Genomic DNA, 16,096 nt, shown 5'->3' with positions numbered 1-16,096 from the left:
TCATATGCCCCTTATATCTAGCCGCTTGCTTTTTCCGTTCCATGATCCAATCCCGGGTTCTGCGCTGAGCCATCGGGCCGGCTTGGTATTTGTTTCAAATCTCCCAGCAGGAAAGTAAAGCAGAGTATCCCAATAATCAGAATAATGCCCGCGAGCCCAAACGCACTGTTATACGAGCCTGTTTTGTCGATGATATAGCCGGTTATAACCGGAGCTGCCACACCCATCAACTGGGCAAAAAAATTCATAATCGAACCGACCGTTCCGACCATCCCTTGCGGTGCAATAATCGAAGGAATCGACCAGCTGACCGAAGCGGCAAAAGCCAAGCCACCCAAAGCAATCGATAAAAAGGCAACCTCCAGGTTCGGGTTGACCGTCGTTGGTTCGAGCAAAACAAATACCCCAAACAACATCCCGATAATCAGTATTCCCTTTCGAACCTTGCTTGGATTACGTCCCTTTCTAATCAAATGGTCGACTAGCCAGCCGCCGATGGCAATTTCGGTAATTGTCGCCACGATCCAAGGTATGACCGTGTACCAGCCGCCGGTAGCCAAGCTGAGATGAAGTTGTTTGGTCATATAAGAAGGAAGCCAAGTCAAGAACAAATATAAGGTGTAGCCGTAAGAAGCGAAACCGATGGATAAGCCCCATACTTTCCGGTTGCCGAAGAGCAAAAGCAAGTTTTGATATGTCGAACCTTCCATTTGGCTCGCCACACGGGAACCGTTGTTTTCGATATATTCGCGTTCTTCCCGCGATAATTTCGAATGTTCCGCCGGATCGCGGTAGAACAGCCAAAATACGATCGCATACAGCAAATTAATGACCCCGGTAACGATAAAAGCTCCACGCCAGCCCCAATGGGTAATGGACCATACGCAAATGCCGATGCCGATGACGTTGGCAAATTTCGCAGCACCCTCAAACATCGAGGTAGCCAAGCCGCGTTCATGAAGGGGGAACCAGTTGCCTGTCGCCTTGGCGCTCGCCGGAAACGCCGGAGCTTCGGCTGCGCCCAAAATCATCCGCATCACGATAACCCCGGACATTCCGCCCATAAAGCTGGTGCCAATGGTAGCCAGCGCCCAAAGTGTCATACAGGTGCGTAAGATCCATTTCACTCCGATTTTATCAAGCAATACGCCGACGGGGATTTGCAGCAGCGCATAGGTCCAGAAAAAAGCGGAATACAACACTCCTAGCTGCACGTTGCTCCATCCATAGGATTCGGCCATCTGGCTGCCCGCAACGGAAATATTGGTGCGGTCCAAAAAGTTAATGACAACGCCGATGCCTAGAAGTCCTCCGATATACCAACGCAAATTACGCACAATGGCTCACCCCTTCTTCTCGTCTGTCCAATCCGTGCCCCAGCCGGCTTGCTCCGTTTGTTGCTGCTGCCAGCTGCCGATCATCGATCCCGCCGTATGCCCTTCGAGACGTTCGGCTGCGAGCTGAGCAATCTGATCCGGATCGAACCCGAAATGTCTGAATAAATAAGCGTTGGTCGCCGCTTTCCCGTACACGTCCCGCAAACCAACCCGGATAAAAGGAACCGCTATCCGCCGTTCGGCCAATACTTCCGCCACTGCGCTGCCAAGCCCGCCGATGATATTGTGATTATCCAACGCCAGAAGCACCCGGCAGCCAGCGGCGACGGTGACGATCCCTTCTTCATCCAGCGGTTTTATGCTTGGAACATGCAGGATGCTGGTGCTGATCCCTTGCCGTTCAAGCAGCGCTGCCGCTTGAAGCGCCCGTTCCGTCATGAGCCCCGAAGTAATGATTCCGACATCCGCGCCGCGCCGTAACAAGTAGCTTTGACCGATTTCCAGCTTGAACTTGCTGTCATCCAGCAAGACGGGAAGCACGCCGCGCCGCAGTCTTAAATAAACCGGGCCTTCATGCTGAATTGCGGCATAAACCGACTGGGCCACTTCCGTCGCTTCCCCCAAATCGATAATGGTCATATTCGGAGTGGCGCGCATCAGCGCCAAATCGTCTATCGCTTGATGCGACGCACCTCCCGGACTTGAGATTCCGGGCATCACGCCCACGAGTTTCACATTAAGCCGCGGGTAAGCTACCGACATCGCCACTTGATCGAAGCATCTTCTCGTCAGGAAACACCCGAAGCTGTGCACAAACGGAATTTCACCCGAACGCGCAAGTCCGGCCGCTACCCCGATCATGTTCTGCTCGGCCATTCCCATGCTGAAAAAACGTTCGGGAATCGCCCCCCGAAATAGATCGGCTTCCGTCTGACTCGTTAGATCGGCGCTTAAGCAAACAACCCGTTCATTAACACGTCCCGCTTCCAGCAGCGTATTGCCGTATGTTTTCAAACGTGTTTCCGGCAGCCCTTTTCCCGAATACTTCACTGCATCTATGGCCTCTTTCATGAATGCCGCACCTCCCTTGCCTCCAGATCGGCTATCGCCAATTGCGTCTGCTCATGGGACCATTTTACATAGTGGACATCTGTCCTATCCGCTAAAAAAGAAACTCCATTGCCCATTATCGTATTGGCGATAATGACCGTAGGCAAATCTTTCACGACAGCACTATTCTGAAGCGCTTTCAAAACGCTGTCAATATCATTTCCATTCATTTCAATCACATTCCATCCAAAAGCCTGCCATTTTTCGGCGATCGGCAGTATCCCGGTCACATCGCCGATTCGCCCATCGGCCTGCATGTCGTTCACATCAACGATAACCGTAAGTTGATCCAACTTATGATGTTTGGCAACCATCGCCGCTTCCCAGGTTTGCCCTTCTTCAAGCTCGCCGTCGCTCATCAGCACGTAAACACGCCATGGCTGATTGCGAAGCTTAGCCCCTAACGCCAGACCAATTCCTTGGGACAACCCCTGTCCCAACGATCCGCCGGTTATTTCCACCCCCGGGGTGATCTCACTGCCTATCATCTCAAGCTCGCTGCCGTCCATGCTGTATGTATCGAGTTTTTCCGGAGGGAAAAAGCCCAGCTCAGCCATTGCGGCATACACCCCAATGGCGTAATGGCCGACAGAAAGCAAAAATCGGTCGCGATCGGGCCATTCCGGATGATTGGGGTCGAGCCGCAGCACCCGATAAAACAATGCGGCTACCATTTCGGCCGCGCATAACCCTTGGGAAACATATCCGCCACCTGCCGCTTCCGCCATCCGAAATACGTTTTTTTTCAAATTCAGCAGCAGTTCGTCCAGCGGCTTATCGAATGCGCTTCCACCCGGTCTAATCATTGCCGTATCTTTCATCATTTTCATACCTCCCCCCGCACTCTGGCGCTTATATTAAGCTGCCCCCGTTGACCCGGAGCACTTCGCCTGTCACATAACCGGCGTGCGGCCCGCTTAAGTACAGCACAGCCTCCGCGATATCTTCCGGCTGACCGAGGCGTCCGACCAAAGGCCGCTTGCCGACTTCCCGCTTTTCTTCTTCCGTCGCTGCCAGCATGGGAGTATCGATCGGACCTGGAGAAACGACATTGACGCGAATGGAAGGCGCGCCTTCACGGGCCAGCGATTTGCTCATTGCAATGATGCCGCCTTTCGAAGCGGCATAATGGGCCGCAGCGCGAATGCTTCCATATTCCCCGGCTGTAGAAGCGATATTAACAATGGATCCGCCGCCTGCCTGCCGCATTTGATCCATCACGGCCTGGCAAAAGAAAAATGAGCCCTTCAAGTTAATATCGACTACAAAATCCCAATCCCGCTCCGTCACATCCTGGTAGTCTGCCGCATGCCACACGCCTGCGCAATTGACAAGCGTCTGCACGGGACCCAGGGCGCTTAGCACTTCGCCTGCCCACTGATGAATCGCCTGAACATCCCGCACGTCAACGATGCCTGCACGTACTTGAATATCGCCATATTCCTTGCGCAGCTCTTCCACGGTGACCTCCAAGCCTTTTGGAGATGCATCGCATAAAGCCAGCCGGGCTCCTTGCCGGGCAAATGTTTTGGCTACTTGGCGTCCCATTCCTCCTCCCGCTCCGGTAATCATCACAACGGCATCTTTAAAATTCATACTGGTCCCTCCATTTGAGCGCCATGAGGCGTCAGCCTGCGATGGCAACACATGTAATTTATTACCTGGGAAAATGTTACTATACAAACGGTTAACCGTCAACAGTTGACCGTTAATCTTTTTGTTGCTATAATTTTTCCATTCCGGTACACTTCTTGACATCCAGTTGTTGACATCTATACTTTAACTATAAAAGCATTTTACGGAAATCAGGTGAACACATGATCAATCAGAAAACCAATCGTTTTTCCAGAAGCTTATTCGCCAAGGACATCCTCCAGCAGCTCAGAACCGAAATCATTACCGGGCAGCTAACGTCCGGCCATCGTCTTGTAGAAAGCCAATTGGCGGCAGAATACGGCGTCAGCCGCGGACCGGTGCGCAGCGCCCTGCATGCGCTTGAACAAGAGGGCCTGGTGCATTCTCTGCCAAGCGGCGGCGCGCAGGTTGTCGGGTTCTCGGAGAAACACGCTTTGGACTTATTCGAAGTCCGCCAGCATTTGGAGAAAATAGCTGCAGAATTGATTGTCGCCAAAACAGATATCCGTGTGGAACCTTTATTATCTATAGCGGAACAAATGTCTCTGGAGAAACTGTCCGATGAACAGTTGGCCGAGCTCGATATCGACTTTCACTTAGAATTTGTCCGAATGGCCGACAACTGGGCCCTGCTGCAAACCTGGAAAACCATCAGCCCCGTTATAAAGGCAATTATTATTGTGACAACACGCATATACGAGAATCGCGAGGTGATTGCCAACAACCATGTGCAAACCGCCAGGGCGCTGGAATCCAGGGATCTTTCGCTGCTCATTCGAATGATCGACACTCAAATCAACACAACAAAACAGCTTATAACCGATCAGCTGAGAAAAATGTACGGAAATGAGTAACAAAAAGCAGCGTATAATTTGAGAATAAATCCATTTATCCAAAAAAAGCCGGTTCCGCGCATGAAAATGTTCTCTGCGCAGGGCCGGCTTTTCTCCTAAGCCATAAAGTATGATCCAATAATCAGCCACGTTTTCCTCTATACGGAACAAATATGTTTTCATTTTTCTACAAAATGTGCCATAATGTTAGAAAGCGCATACATCTGTGATCTAGATCACAGAAATCTCCCAAGGTGGTGTGTTTGGTTGGCACAGCAGGAACCCCTTTCTTCCGTTTACAATGCGATCCGGATTTTACGCGAATTTACGCTAGAGGATAAGGAACTGGGCATAACGGAACTGAGTCAGCGTTTAGGTTTGGCGAAAAGCACGATTTTTCGGTTGGTCAACACACTGAACGGCAACAATCTTGTGGAAAAAAACATGTATACCCATAAATATCATTTGGGTATCGGCGCATTTGAGCTTGGATTTGCGGCTTATCACGGCAATGAGCTTCGGCTCATCGCTTATCCGCTGTTGAACAAATTGATGAATACGGTTCGCGAAGCCGTTCATTTGGGTGTTTACGATCATGGCGAAGTCGTGTTTTTGTGCAAAAGAGTGCCCGACAACCATAAGGGGACCGTCTCGAAAATCGGCAAACGAATACCTAGCCACTGCACGGCATCGGGCAAGGTGCTGCTCGCCCATCAATCCGACCAGGAAATCAACCGGATCATTCAACTCGGTTTGGAGCGTTATACGCAAAAAACGATTTCCGACGGCGGCGTCTTAACGGAGCAGCTGCGCGATGTCCGCAAAAACGGATATGCCATCGGCATGGCGGAGTATAATGAAGGCGTATGCTCCATTGCCGTACCGGTTGTCAACGACAACGGACGTGTCATTGCCGCTATTAGCCTAGCGATGACCAAATCTTATTTATACCCGGTTCAGATTCAAAATTATGTAAAAGATTTAAAAACGTACAGCCGGCTGATTACCGAACGGCTGACCTAATCTTAAGGTCGTCTCTGCAGTTCGCGCAGTGCCGGCTAGGGTCCGCACCTGGCGCCAATAAGCATCGGCTTTCAAGAAAATATGCCGCAACGCGCCAGAAAGCCTCCGAGTTGGAGGCTTTTGAAAACGGACAACCGCTGTTTTATTGGACCGCTTTGGCTTGCAAGTAACGTTCAACCAACGCGGCGTTCAGCTTCACGGACGGATCGTATTCCGGAGCGTTTTCCAGCTGCTCCAGGTCATTGAGGCCGCAGTATTTGTAAATCCGGTTGATCGCCGAAATCAATCGCACCGGTTTGTCGGGATTCGCGTTAAAGTGCTGGTGAATCGTATTCGGCGGAATATAGATCACGTCGCCGGCCTGCCACTCGAACCGCTTCACCTCAGCTTGCGCTTTCCAATGATACGTATCGGTAATTTCCACATCGCAATCCTGATGCAGATCGTAGCCTTGGCCTTCCAGCACATACAAACATTCCTCGGCCAAATGGCGGTGTTTACCGGAACGGCTGCCCGGCGGAATAATCATCATATACGCGTCCACCGTCTCCATTCTCGTATTCATCTGCTCGTTCAACAAATGCTTGAGCAGCCCTTGCCTGGACATTTCCCACGGCATTTGATCCGGTTTAACGATTTTTTTGCGCAAGCCGTCACGTGCCGGTCTTGCCGCAGCGTCGTCCAGCAAATCTTGATAAAAGCTGCCTGATTCTTCGCCTTGCGACCATTTTTTCGCTTCATCCCATGCCATAGTTAATGTTCCTCCAATTCAGCCCTTCGACCCAAATCATGCCCGACATCGAGTTAATGTTAACATTTCTTGCAATACTCGGAAATAGGCCAGCCTGTTGAGCTGTGAGACCGAATTTTTCGTAATGGGAGATCAGCAATGACGAAGCCGGCATGAAGATCGGTCACATCATACGCAAAAATATTTGTCCCCGAATTCCACCCGTCATAAGCGGATAAATTCAGAAAAATTCGGGGACAACAGCGAACGGAACAATGATCCGTGCACACATCAATCACTTTTTCAGCGGCCTTTCGCAAGTTTGGGGGTGGCTTTTTTATGTTGAAACCGCCAATTTCAGCGCGTTTGGATTTCCATATAACAGAACAACCCGATTGAATTCTCTTGCCTTTAACAGATAAGATAAAGACAAATGAATCGTCCGGGAGGTGCACGATATGTCCGAAACCCCCGATGTCCAAAAGGATACCGCATCCAAACAATCCCCGGCCGACAGCATCGCCGATAACACAAAAAGCCGGACCGCCAATTGCCTTGCCGTTACCGTTTGTCCTGCAGTTGAACCCGAGCGCGAACCGCTCTGCAAGCAAGTCCCGTTAACCGGCCTAATCGGATTATTTCTGTTGCTGGGCACCACGATGTTTGGCGGGATGCTTGCCGGCACGCAAAAGCTGGAGCAGGAACTGGTCGACCGCAGAGGCTGGCTTACCGCCCAGGAGCTGCAAGCCATCATCATTGCCGCAACGCTTATTCCTTCGCCGAAGTTCGTCGGACTTGCCGCTCAAGTGAAGTATCGACTGAACGGCTGGAAGGGCAGCGTCGTATCGGTGCTGGCCCTGCTGCTGCCCGGCTCGCTGATGGTGCTGCTTGCCGCCGTACTGCTGAGCCCCGAGCTGCTGGCCGGGCCGCTTCGCCCGCTGCAGCGGGCGATCGGTGTCGCCATCGTCGGCGTGCTTTTCGGGAACGCTTACCATCAGCTGCAAAGCGGCAAATATAAAGGCCGGGACAAAACCGTGGGCATCATCATCGCGATTGCCGTGGCGGCTGCAGCCATGGCGGGCATACCGCTATTAATTGCGGCGGGCGTTGGTTTTGCCGCCGGCATCTATTTCATCGGAAAGCGGGGCGGGCGATCGCAAGATGGGGCATGAAGCAAGCATTGCCGAAATCTTTTTGTACACGCTGCTGGGTGCTTTATTTTGCATCGGCGGCGGAAACGGTACGGTTACGATCATACAGTATGCCTGGGTTTCGAGCGGAAAACTGGATGCTTCGCTGTTTTCGTGGGTGCTCGCGCTCAGCTACTTGACGCCGGGGCCTAAAGTCGGATTTATCTCAGGAGCCGGATATTATCTTCACGGCATTCCGGGAGCCGTTGCGGCTCTGGCCGGTGTTATGCTGCCAAGCTGCGCCGGAGCCGCCTTGATCGAGCGGGGAATGCAAAAGATGAAGCCGGTTATTTCCCGCCTGAGCAAGGTGGCCGGGTTCATTATCGCCGGGATGATTGCCGCGACGGCATGGGATACGGCGGTTCCGATGCATTTTACATGGATCGAATATGCCGAAGCGGCATTAGTAGCCCTGATTGTCGCTTGGAAACGAATATCCCCGTTATGGATTGTATTAGGGGCAATGACAATAGGATTATTGACATGGTGGCTCACATGACTGGAAAATTTCAATTTTATTTATTGCTCGCCATATTTTTCTTATCCAACCTGGCGATCAGCGGAACACGGCCGATCGTCTCGATTCATGCCCACGGGCTTGGAGCATCCGCTTTTTACATCGGGGTGCTCGTCGCCGCCTTTGCCGTATTTCCGTTGTTTCTAGCGATTCGCATCGGCAAATGGGTCGACCGCTTTGGCACCAAAACGTTAACCGTCTGGGGCGGCTCCGGCATCGCCGTCGCTTTGGCCGTTCCGATATGGCAGCCGACTTTGGCCGGACTCCTGTTCTCGCAGATCTGCATGGGGCTGGCCAACAACTGCATTGTGACCGCCACGCAAAAACGGGTATCCATCACCGGCGGCAACCGCGATAAAGCCGTTACCGGAATGACGACAATCGCAGCGGCGGCCGACTTTGTCGCCCCTGCTGCCGGAGGCATGTTGTACGAGCACGGCGGCTTCCGCATCACCTTTTTGGTGCTGCTGCTCCTGCAGCTTGTTTTGCTCGTTCTCGCCCGCATGATGGATAGCGAACCGCTTAAAAGCAAAACCGCAACCGGCAACGCAGAAAAGAAAAACACGCTGGGGCTGCTGAAGGACCGCCACATTCGCAAAGGCGTTTTAGTCAGCGGGCTCGCCGTTTATTCGAAAGATATTTTCTCGGCGTATTTCCCCGTGCTTTCCTCCGGGTACGGCTTCTCCCCGACTCAGACGGGCGCTGTATTATCGTTTGTGGCCGCAGCTTCGGTTGCGGTGCGGCTGCTGCAGTTCAAGCTGGTTCAGTGGATGCAGCGGGACCGGCTGATGGCAGCTGCGCTTTTTATCGGAGCAGTGGCGTTTACTGCCGCCTCATTTCTACAGCATCCTTGGCTGCTCTGCGCAACGGCTATTTGTTTGGGAGCCGGCATCGGCCTCGTTCAGCCTTTAAGCTGGGTTTATTTAATCGAGCATACGCCAAAAGGCAGGGAAGGCGAGGTGTTGGGACTGCGCAGCATGCTGAATCGCTCGTGGCAGCTCTCGGGGCCGCTTATGCTTGGCGTCGTCGGCAGCTCTCTCGGATTGATGCCGGTATTCTGGGCGTGCGGACTGACGTTATTGTGCGGCTCCTGGTATTCGCTGGGCAAGGCGCTGCCGTTTGTTTCCGCCGAGGTGCGGCAAAGCGTCGATTCGCCGGGGAAAGGATCGTAGAGATTGGGAAGGCCGTGTGATAACGGCACTTTGGACTGGATCCGAAGTGCCGTTTTTGGTGCTAAGAGCTTCTTAGGGCGCGTTATCTGGTGAAACGTGGGACTCCGGAGCGAAATGCCTCCTTGGCGCCGGGAGCTTCTTTTCGCGCGTTAACTGGGGAGAAGCATGGTACGACCGAGTGCCTCCTTGGAGCTAGGAGTTGTTTACGGCGCGTTATCCGGGGAAAAGCGTGGGATTCCGACCGCCAATTAAAATCATGCCCCTTAAATTGATATAAGCGGCCGGGCCATGATTTTAAAAGCGGGCGCTGCGCTTCTTCACCCCACGCTTTTCCCTATGTCAGCTTTGTGCTAGTCCGCAAAAGCTTGACTTCCCGTTACTCCCGTTACCGGATGCCTCCGGTACTCTAAATTGTTGAACCCGCAATCGAACCTCTTTACACACTTCTTGCAGCGGGAAACATCCCGCTTTATTCTGCTATCTATTCTATCTATTCTATGTATTCAATTTCCGGCTTATCTGCCGTAGTGCTCACTGCTCGCCTCAGCCCCTACAGCCACAGCTGTAACCTCATGTACCCACATGTTTAGTGCTCATCGCTTCTACTTCTTCTACTGTCAAAAAGCTCAAGCCGGCCCTGTAGCGGGTCGGCTTGTTAAATCAGCGGTGTTATTTGCGCTTGACGATCGCGCTGTCGAATTGTTTGGTCCAATTGTCCATTTCGTCAAGGCTCGTTGCGGCGTCCATGATGTCGATCTTTATATTTTTCAACGGCGAGTCGATTTTTTTGCTGGTCGGCACATAATTCAAGTCAAGCAGCAGTTTCTGCGCATCGGAAATCATGTAATCGTAAAACAGCATCGCCGCATTCGGATGCGCTGCTTTGACGGAAACGCCGATACCGTTTGCTCTGGCCAGCGCCGGTTCGATAACGAACCAATCGATTGGTGCCCCCTTCTGCTTAGCCTGTTCCGGCATGTAATTGTAAACGGTCAGCCCCATCGGAACTTCACCGGAAACAACCAGATTGTTAAGCAGCGAATGGCCTTTTCTGACGGATAGGTTGGTTGTGGACGCCAAGTCTTTAAAATACTGCAGCCCCTTGTCGCCACCCATCCGCTTGACGTTCATCCCAAACCAATCCTGGTCGGAAGCTTCGATGCCCAGCATGCCTTTCCATTTCGGGTTCAGCAGCTCTTCGTACGTTTTCGGAAGTTCTTCTTTTTTCACCTTGTTGGTGTTATAGGCTTGCACAAAAACACTGAGCAGCGTTGAGGTCCACTCCTTATGGGCCGGAGTCGATCCATCGATCAAATCGTTTGTGTACGGCGATTTTACAGGCTGCAGCAGTTTCTCGCGGTGCAGAGCTTCCATCTGCGGACTGGAAATGTGCACAACGTCGAAATTGTTTTTCCCCGCCTTGGCCTCCTGCACGCTGCGCTGCAGCACCTCGTCGGTGGATGCGCGCCAAACGGTCACTTTAATGCCGTATTTCTTCTCAAAATCACTTACGATGACGTCCGTATCGGTCTGCGCGATCGAAGTGTACAGATTCAGCGAGCCTTCTTTTTTGGCTGCGGCTACGATCCGGTCTGTCCGGTCCGCCCCTTCATATTGGGCGACATCTTGTATCGTCTTTAGTTCAACGCTCGCTCCCGCAGCGTTCCCTTTGTCCGCGCCGGCCGCCGGCGCGCCCGATTTGCCACCGCAGCCTGCGGCAGCCAGTGTGAGCGCGGAAACTAGCGCCACGGAAACCAGTCGTTTTGTCAGATTTGGATAAGTCATCCGTTATTGCCCCCCCTTTTTAATTAACAAGGCTGCACAATCATCTGGCTGCTTTTCCTGGCGATACGGTGACGAGCAGCGGACTAGGCTCGCCTTCCCCTCCCGCCGTCTTTAAAGCCATATCCGTTTCTTCCAACGCATAGTCGTGCGAGTTCATGATGCCAAGCGGGAACATGCCCGATGCGATGCATTCGACAGCCATTTTGACCGACTGGTAGCTGTGTCCCCGGACTCCTTTCAGCTGCAGTGTCTTGGTGACGATCATATCGATGTCGAATTCGGGCATTTTCATATATTTATACGCCCCGAACATCACGGTCGCTCCGCGTCCGGCCACTGCGATGGAAGACTGCACAGGCTCCGTGCCGCCCGAAGTCACATCGATGACGATATCGGCCATTTTGCCGCCGGTGATTTCCCGTACTCTGCTTTCCAGATCTTCCGTCTGAATATTGACAATATGATCGGCACCAAGACGCTTGGACAATTCAAGCCGCTTCATGCTTGTCGTTCTGCCGGTGACAATGACACAGGAAGCTCCCGCCGCTTTCGCGGCCAGCGTACAAGCCAAGCCCTGCTGGCCGGGTCCCTGGATCACAACCGTTTTGCCGGGAGCCGCACCTCCTTGCAGCGACATCCATTCAAAGCCGTTGGCCAGCGGCAGCGTAAGCGCGGCTTCCGCAGCAGGCACATGCCTTGGCATCGGGTGCAGCACCGAATTCGGATGAAGATACATGTATTCGCTGAATCCCCCCCATAGAGAAGGATTGATCTCGATTGGCGTAGCGCCGTAACGAATGCCTCCGGCGCGCGGATCGGTTGTCTTGCAGGAGCGATACATGCCGGTACGGCAGAACGAGCATTGGCCGCACGGAATATATTCTTCAAGGGCCACGCGATCGCCTTCTTGCACACCCCAACGCGCAGCAGCCGTTTCCCCGATTTTCTCAATAAAACCGACGATATGATGCCCCAGAATACGGGGAGATTGCGATTTTTTATAATAGGACACATCCGTGCCGCACACGCCAACCGTCTCGATCCGCAGCAATCCCGAATCGTCGGTAATAACCGGCAGGTCAAATTGCCGCAGTTCCGTCGTTTTTACAGCTGTTGCGACTGCCGCAATTGTCTTTTTGTTCAAAACATCCACCTCATTCCTGCATGCTCATGTTCCTTCGGCGCATCTTTCCATTCCTGTCCGGAATGCTCCGGTACAGCACCCGTCGTTATATGGTGTATTGCTCGAGAGTCGACTTAACAAACAAGTCCTCCACCGACAGCTTGCTTTTAATCAAACCTTGTTCATACGAGTAGTTGGTCAGCGCTTCCAGCGTCGCGCGGTTTTCTTTCAAACCGTACGGCCAGAAATCCTCGCCCATCAGCTTTTTGGTCTGCTCGATTTCCGACACCAGCCACGGCAGCGTCACTTTTAAAGCGGCTGTCTGATTAAAGCCTTCATACACTTTGTTTTTGGCTTCCACAAAAGCGTGGTACAGGTTCTGCGCAACCCATGGGTGCTGCTCCAAAATTTCATTGCGAATAGCCACCACATGCATGATCGGGAATATCCCCGTTTTCTGGAAATACGCCTTTTCTACCTCGACATAATTGGCAAACAGCCGTTTGACACGCGAAGAACCGTTCAGGAAGCAGGATGGGGCGCGCGGTCCGATAAAAGCGTCCAGTTCGCCGTCCTCGAGCATCTGGTTAATCGTCTGATCCGGCCCAATCGGCGTCAAGCGGATATCGGAAGGCAACTCCAGTTTAATTTTCTCAATGCGGCCCGGCGTTTCCTGTCCGCCAAAAAACCATTCCACCTCGGACGGATGAACGCCATATTCGTTTTGCAAAAATCCGCGAATCCATACGCAGGCGGTCAACTGGTATTCCGGAAGCCCGATCCGCTTGCCTTTTAAATCCTCAGGTTTGTCGATTCCCGAATTGACGTTCACATAAATTCCGGAATGACGGAAAAATCTGGACGGAAATACGGGGATTGCCGTAAAATTAGGGAATCCGCGATCGCGGGCGATCAGATACGACGATGCGGACAATTCCGATACGTCAAACTCCTGATGGCGCATCATCCGGAAAAAAGTTTCCTCTACCGGCATTTTCAGAAAGTTAAGTTCGATGCCGTTGGGCCGAACCGAGCCGTCGATTAATGCTTGAACGCGGTCGTAGTCCCAGCAGGCCAGGCTAAGCTGCAGTTTCTTCATGATAATCCTCCTCAGAGCTTTCCGTAGGAAAGCTAGCATCGTAAGCATTTGCTTGAGTTTTACGAAGCAAAACTTGCTTCGTAAGCATTCGCTTGAGTTTTGCGTAGCAAAACTTACTTCGTAAGCATTTGCTAACCAATGATCCGGATTACTCCGTCAAGGCAGCGCCGGGTATCGCCAGCCACCCGGGTTGGTCGGGACGGGTGCTGACATGCTCGAATATGCCGTTTAAGCCGCCTTGGATGTTGTAAACGTTTTCGAAACCGATGGCATATAAATAAGCGGCTGCGTAACTCGAGCGGATTCCAGAGGTGCAAAGCACGTAATAGACTTGATCGGGATCCAGCTTGCTGACGTTGATCTGCAGCTTTTGCAGCGGAATATGCAGGCTGCCATGGATCGAAATCTGCTCCACTTCCCAAGGTTCCCTAACATCCAGAATCATGCCGTCAAACCGTTCCGTTTCAAAACGCTCCAAAAACGGCCCCGCGTAGATGTCCAGCTCGGTGCTGTAATCATCATCATGATCGTGATCATGGTGATGGTCGTTATGATCATGATCGTGATGGCCGTGGTCATGTCCGTGGTCATGATGCTCATACGCGTGATGGTCATGCCCATGATCATGATGATCGTGCGCGTGATGGCCGTGGTCATGTCCATGATCATGATGCTCGTGCGCGTGATGATCGTGGTCATGCCCATGATCGTGGTGATCATTCGCATGATGGCCGTGGTCATGTTCGTGTTCATGGTGATCATGCGCGTGGTGGCCATGATCGTGATGCTCGTGTGCGTGCTGGCCGTGCGCATGTCCATGATCGTGGTGATTGTGCTGATGACCATCGCCGAGGTTTCCGTCGTGATGCTCATGCAAGTGGTTTGAAGCCTCTTTTGTTTGCGCTTCCATAACTACATCTCCTTTCTGGCGTTCGTCTCGCTTCAGCTTAAGCGGATACCGACGGGTTTTTGCCGGCCGGCTTTTCTTGTTGAGGAGCCAATAAAATGAGCAAATTCGCAATCACAATCGTACCGGCTACAAAATAAAAGGCGGAAAACAATCCGAACTTATCGGAAATCATTCCTCCAATCATGGGAGAAATCGCTTGACCAAGCGACTGCATGCCGAACAAAATACCTACGCTTGTTCCCGCCATCTTCTTCGGAGAAGTTTCCATCAACCATGCCTGCATTACAGGCCGAACCGCGTATAAAAAGAAACCAAGTACAGCGATAAATACAATAAACAGCGGAGATTTACCCATAATCGCAAGCAGGACCAGGATGATTGCGGTCATTGCCATACTGGCCGACAAAATCTTTTTACGTCCCCATTTATCGGATAAGTGACCGGAGATCGGGGCTGCGATAAATCCGCCCATCTGCAGTAAAAACATACCGGCACCGACCCACAATGGAGAGAAACCAAGCTCATGAGCCAAATATAACGGCAAAAATGTAAGCAAGGCGTTTTGCGTCATCGAGCGGAAAGCTGAGCTGGTTGAAATAAACACGAGACTGCGATTTTTAAACAGCTGCTTCAGTCCGCTGGTATATTCCTTCAAATTTTGTCCATCTTCTTTTTGTTTGCTTGCAGCTTCTGCCGGATCCTTGTCCTTTTTCTTCTTGGGACCCATCTGCAAATTGCGCAGCAGGATAAGAATAATCAGCGCCATCAAGATGCCGGGAATAATATTAATGACAACGACCTGTCTCCAAGTAAGCAGCGCCAGCAAAGAACCTGCCGCAAGTGGTGCCAAAGCGTCGCCGACGTTGGCGCCCATACCGTGTATCGAAAGCACGAAACCCTTACGTTCCGGATAACGCTGCGCCAATGTAGGAATTGCGGTGGGATGCCATAAATTGTTTCCTATCCCGACAAGCGATGTGCACAAGAGCAGCATCCAGTAGGTGTTGGAGAAATTCATGAACAAGTACGGAAAACCGACCCAAAACAACGATAACGCCATCAGCAGCCCTTTTCTGCCCACCATATCAACAAGCATGCCACCCGGTACATTGGAAATCGTACTGGCAATATATTGAAACGAAATCACCATGCCAATTTCTGTGTAGTTCAGTCCCAATTCCTTGCCAATGATCGGAAGCAGCAGATAAAAAGTCGCCGGATACCAGTGAGTTAATCCGTGGCCAATCGTAATAAGCCACATTTCCTTCATCGATTTTTGCGATGTTTCAACCGCTTCATTCAAGCGGCAACCCCTCCCGTCTTACCATACTTGAATAATGTCGGAAGCGCCTACGGCGTTCCAAAGGTTCATGACCCGAAATCCATCCCGCTCGGCCTGAGGCCACATCGCATCGACTTCGCGCAGCCCGATGACAACCTCAACGCCTTGCTCCATCAGTGATTTGGCATATTCCGCTCCGTCCTCGTTGTAGCCAAGCACAGCTACCTTTTTGCCCAAAAGCTCTTTTTGAACCGCCATGTTGTGTTCTCCTCCCTCACGCAACCAAAGTAAATGTAGTTGTTCTATACATTAACATTACTCCATCCATTGATCGCAGGATACTCCATGTT

The 16,096-nt window shown here is 51.9% G+C and carries 17 protein-coding genes; 6 read left to right on the top strand and 11 right to left on the bottom strand.

Going from position 1 to position 16,096, the window contains the following annotated elements; all coding sequences use genetic code 11:
- Positions 1 to 17: 17 nt before the first annotated feature.
- Genes EYB31_RS03890 through EYB31_RS03875 form a run of 4 tightly spaced genes read right to left on the bottom strand, consistent with a single transcriptional unit; the run spans position 18 to position 4,043 of the window.
- Positions 18 to 1,337: an MFS transporter gene (locus EYB31_RS03890; RefSeq protein ID WP_240762035.1), complete on the bottom strand. Its 1,320-nt coding sequence runs from the start codon at positions 1,335 to 1,337 to the stop codon at positions 18 to 20.
- A 6-nt stretch (positions 1,338 to 1,343) separates the two neighbouring features.
- Positions 1,344 to 2,408, bottom strand: a complete 1,065-nt coding sequence (locus EYB31_RS03885; RefSeq protein WP_131011951.1) for a transketolase family protein — start codon at positions 2,406 to 2,408, stop codon at positions 1,344 to 1,346.
- On the bottom strand, positions 2,405 to 3,271 hold the full coding sequence (locus tag EYB31_RS03880; protein WP_165452199.1) for a transketolase: 867 nt from the start codon (positions 3,269 to 3,271) through the stop codon (positions 2,405 to 2,407). Before EYB31_RS03880 ends, EYB31_RS03885 begins: the two co-directional genes overlap by 4 nt.
- 28 nt (positions 3,272 to 3,299) lie before the next feature.
- Positions 3,300 to 4,043 carry an SDR family NAD(P)-dependent oxidoreductase gene (locus tag EYB31_RS03875; RefSeq protein WP_165452198.1) on the bottom strand — a complete coding sequence of 248 codons (744 nt, stop codon included), beginning with the start codon at positions 4,041 to 4,043 and terminating at the stop codon, positions 3,300 to 3,302.
- Between the two features lie 221 nt (positions 4,044 to 4,264).
- On the opposite strand from EYB31_RS03875, the gene EYB31_RS03870 reads away from it, so the two are divergent.
- Both EYB31_RS03870 and EYB31_RS03865 read left to right on the top strand, forming a co-directional pair.
- Positions 4,265 to 4,936, top strand: a complete 672-nt coding sequence (locus EYB31_RS03870; protein WP_131011948.1) for a GntR family transcriptional regulator — start codon at positions 4,265 to 4,267, stop codon at positions 4,934 to 4,936.
- A gap of 246 nt (positions 4,937 to 5,182) precedes the next feature.
- Complete coding sequence (locus EYB31_RS03865; protein WP_165452197.1) at positions 5,183 to 5,938, top strand: IclR family transcriptional regulator; 756 nt, start codon at positions 5,183 to 5,185, stop codon at positions 5,936 to 5,938.
- Positions 5,939 to 6,080: 142 nt separating this feature from the next.
- Here the strand turns inward: EYB31_RS03865 and EYB31_RS03860 are convergent, their stop codons facing one another.
- Positions 6,081 to 6,689 carry a cupin domain-containing protein gene (locus EYB31_RS03860; RefSeq protein ID WP_131011946.1) on the bottom strand — a complete coding sequence of 203 codons (609 nt, stop codon included), beginning with the start codon at positions 6,687 to 6,689 and terminating at the stop codon, positions 6,081 to 6,083.
- A gap of 437 nt (positions 6,690 to 7,126) precedes the next feature.
- Between EYB31_RS03860 and EYB31_RS03855 the strand changes: the two genes are divergently transcribed.
- Genes EYB31_RS03855 through EYB31_RS03845 form a run of 3 tightly spaced genes read left to right on the top strand, consistent with a single transcriptional unit; the run spans position 7,127 to position 9,547 of the window.
- Complete coding sequence (locus EYB31_RS03855; protein ID WP_131011945.1) at positions 7,127 to 7,840, top strand: chromate transporter; 714 nt, start codon at positions 7,127 to 7,129, stop codon at positions 7,838 to 7,840.
- The gene (locus EYB31_RS03850) at positions 7,830 to 8,357 is read left to right on the top strand and encodes a chromate transporter (protein WP_131011944.1); all 528 of its coding nucleotides are present in this window, start codon (positions 7,830 to 7,832) and stop codon (positions 8,355 to 8,357) included. Before EYB31_RS03855 ends, EYB31_RS03850 begins: the two co-directional genes overlap by 11 nt.
- Positions 8,354 to 9,547, top strand: coding sequence for an MFS transporter (locus tag EYB31_RS03845; RefSeq protein ID WP_165452196.1), 1,194 nt, complete (start codon positions 8,354 to 8,356; stop codon positions 9,545 to 9,547). The genes EYB31_RS03850 and EYB31_RS03845 overlap by 4 nt, the downstream gene beginning before the upstream one ends.
- Positions 9,548 to 10,216: 669 nt before the next feature.
- Here EYB31_RS03845 and EYB31_RS03840 read toward each other — a convergent pair.
- From EYB31_RS03840 to EYB31_RS40820, 4 genes are all read right to left on the bottom strand, one after another.
- Entirely contained in the window at positions 10,217 to 11,332 is a 1,116-nt protein-coding gene (locus tag EYB31_RS03840) for an extracellular solute-binding protein (protein ID WP_131011942.1), read from the bottom strand.
- 40 nt (positions 11,333 to 11,372) lie between these two features.
- Positions 11,373 to 12,476, bottom strand: a complete 1,104-nt coding sequence (locus EYB31_RS03835; protein ID WP_131011941.1) for a zinc-dependent alcohol dehydrogenase — start codon at positions 12,474 to 12,476, stop codon at positions 11,373 to 11,375.
- Positions 12,477 to 12,561: 85 nt separating this feature from the next.
- The gene (locus tag EYB31_RS03830; RefSeq protein ID WP_131011940.1) at positions 12,562 to 13,554 is read right to left on the bottom strand and encodes an ABC transporter substrate-binding protein; all 993 of its coding nucleotides are present in this window, start codon (positions 13,552 to 13,554) and stop codon (positions 12,562 to 12,564) included.
- A gap of 148 nt (positions 13,555 to 13,702) precedes the next feature.
- The gene (locus EYB31_RS40820; RefSeq protein WP_240762034.1) at positions 13,703 to 14,032 is read right to left on the bottom strand and encodes a rhodanese-like domain-containing protein; all 330 of its coding nucleotides are present in this window, start codon (positions 14,030 to 14,032) and stop codon (positions 13,703 to 13,705) included.
- Positions 14,033 to 14,077: 45 nt separating this feature from the next.
- Here EYB31_RS40820 and EYB31_RS40815 point away from each other — a divergent pair, with 45 nt between their 5' ends.
- Complete coding sequence (locus EYB31_RS40815) at positions 14,078 to 14,440, top strand: hypothetical protein (protein WP_240762032.1); 363 nt, start codon at positions 14,078 to 14,080, stop codon at positions 14,438 to 14,440.
- 61 nt (positions 14,441 to 14,501) lie between these two features.
- Here EYB31_RS40815 and EYB31_RS03820 read toward each other — a convergent pair whose 3' ends face one another.
- Both EYB31_RS03820 and EYB31_RS03815 read right to left on the bottom strand, forming a co-directional pair.
- Positions 14,502 to 15,767, bottom strand: coding sequence for an MFS transporter (locus EYB31_RS03820; RefSeq protein ID WP_206105433.1), 1,266 nt, complete (start codon positions 15,765 to 15,767; stop codon positions 14,502 to 14,504).
- 18 nt (positions 15,768 to 15,785) lie between these two features.
- Positions 15,786 to 16,004, bottom strand: coding sequence for a hypothetical protein (locus EYB31_RS03815; RefSeq protein ID WP_131011938.1), 219 nt, complete (start codon positions 16,002 to 16,004; stop codon positions 15,786 to 15,788).
- Positions 16,005 to 16,096 lie beyond the last annotated feature (92 nt).

The sequence above is a fragment of the Paenibacillus thalictri genome (genome assembly GCF_004307995.1).
Lineage (GTDB): Bacteria > Bacillota > Bacilli > Paenibacillales > NBRC-103111 > Paenibacillus_AF > Paenibacillus_AF thalictri.
Note: the sequence above shows the minus strand (reverse complement) of the source record. Positions and strands in the feature narration are given on the sequence as shown.

What these genes read in the sequence shown, in the direction of transcription:
- EYB31_RS03885 (WP_131011951.1), bottom strand. Translation starts at nt 2,408, where the DNA reads ATGAAAGAGGCCATAGATGCAGTGAAGTATTCGGGAAAAGGGCTGCCG.
- EYB31_RS03880 (WP_165452199.1), bottom strand. Translation starts at nt 3,271, where the DNA reads ATGATGAAAGATACGGCAATGATTAGACCGGGTGGAAGCGCATTCGAT.
- EYB31_RS03875 (WP_165452198.1), bottom strand. Translation starts at nt 4,043, where the DNA reads ATGAATTTTAAAGATGCCGTTGTGATGATTACCGGAGCGGGAGGAGGA.
- EYB31_RS03870 (WP_131011948.1), top strand. Translation starts at nt 4,265, where the DNA reads ATGATCAATCAGAAAACCAATCGTTTTTCCAGAAGCTTATTCGCCAAG.
- EYB31_RS03860 (WP_131011946.1), bottom strand. Translation starts at nt 6,689, where the DNA reads ATGGCATGGGATGAAGCGAAAAAATGGTCGCAAGGCGAAGAATCAGGC.
- EYB31_RS03855 (WP_131011945.1), top strand. Translation starts at nt 7,127, where the DNA reads ATGTCCGAAACCCCCGATGTCCAAAAGGATACCGCATCCAAACAATCC.
- EYB31_RS03850 (WP_131011944.1), top strand. Translation starts at nt 7,830, where the DNA reads ATGGGGCATGAAGCAAGCATTGCCGAAATCTTTTTGTACACGCTGCTG.
- EYB31_RS03845 (WP_165452196.1), top strand. Translation starts at nt 8,354, where the DNA reads ATGACTGGAAAATTTCAATTTTATTTATTGCTCGCCATATTTTTCTTA.
- EYB31_RS03840 (WP_131011942.1), bottom strand. Translation starts at nt 11,332, where the DNA reads ATGACTTATCCAAATCTGACAAAACGACTGGTTTCCGTGGCGCTAGTT.
- EYB31_RS03830 (WP_131011940.1), bottom strand. Translation starts at nt 13,554, where the DNA reads ATGAAGAAACTGCAGCTTAGCCTGGCCTGCTGGGACTACGACCGCGTT.
- EYB31_RS40815 (WP_240762032.1), top strand. Translation starts at nt 14,078, where the DNA reads ATGATCGTGATCATGGTGATGGTCGTTATGATCATGATCGTGATGGCC.
- EYB31_RS03815 (WP_131011938.1), bottom strand. Translation starts at nt 16,004, where the DNA reads ATGGCGGTTCAAAAAGAGCTTTTGGGCAAAAAGGTAGCTGTGCTTGGC.